1 protein-coding gene and 1 pseudogene are annotated in these 974 nt (G+C 73.3%); both read left to right on the top strand.

Going from position 1 to position 974, the window contains the following annotated elements; all coding sequences use genetic code 11:
* Positions 1 to 241 (top strand): annotated as a pseudogene (locus ACG83_RS41465) (hypothetical protein); the annotation flags it as partial.
* Positions 242 to 974 (top strand): lytic murein transglycosylase (locus ACG83_RS41470; protein WP_054571715.1); only part of this gene is annotated, 733 nt, incomplete at its 3' end.

A 974-nucleotide genomic window follows, 5' to 3' on the forward strand; every position in this document is an offset into this window, starting at 1 on the left:
GACCGCTCCCGCCCCGCCCCGCGCTCCGGCCGACCTCGCGCCCGCCGGGCCGGTCTGGCTGCCCCTGAACACCTCCACCCGCACCGACCTCGACGGCCTCACCCACCGGTACGGCACACCGATCACCGCCCGGTCCCCGCTCGACACCCCCGAACCCGGCCAGGAGGACGACACCGACCCGGCTCCCAGCCCACGCCAGCCCCCGCTGAGTCTCGGCCCCCCGCCACCGCTGGGACGCTGAATGGGCCGGCTGTTCGCCGGACTGTGCGCCCTGCTCCTCGCGGTGCCGCTGCTCGCCGGTGCCACCGCCGCGGGCATCCTCGGCGGCGGTGGTGGCGGCGGAACGTCGCAGCCGCCGCCCTCCCCGGCGGCGGAGCACCAGATCCCCGCCGGCTACCAGCGGCTGTACGCCGCTGCCGCGGCCACCTGCCCCGGGCTGTCCTGGAGCGTGCTGGCCGCGGTCGGGAAAGTCGAGACCGACCACGGCCGCAACCCGGACTGGACCTCCGACGCCGGCGCGCAGGGGCCGATGCAGTTCGAGCCCGCCACGTTCGCCGCCTACGGGGTCGACGGCGACGCCGACGGCACCGCCGACATCAACAACCCCGCCGACGCCATCTACTCCGCCGCGAACTACCTCTGCGCCTCCGGCGCACGTGACGGCGCGAACATTCCCGCCGCGCTCTACACCTATAACAAGGATCATTCCTATGTCGCGCGTGTTCTCACCCAGGCCGACGTCTACGCCGCCGACGGTCTTTCCGTCGACACCGGGCCGTCGGAGGCGGCGCTGACCGCGGTGGACTACGCCACCGCCCAGCTCGGCCTGCCGTATCTGTGGGGCGGCGACGGCCCCCAGTTGACTGAACTACCAGATGGCCGGGTCAAGGTCACCGGCGGTTTTGACTGCTCGGGTCTGACTCGTGCTGCCTATGCGGCAGCCGGGGTCAACTTGCCCCGAACCGCCCAGCAAC

Origin of the sequence: Frankia sp. R43 (assembly GCF_001306465.1) — a bacterium.
In the GTDB taxonomy this organism is placed as follows: Bacteria; Actinomycetota; Actinomycetes; order Frankiales; family Frankiaceae; genus Parafrankia; species Parafrankia irregularis.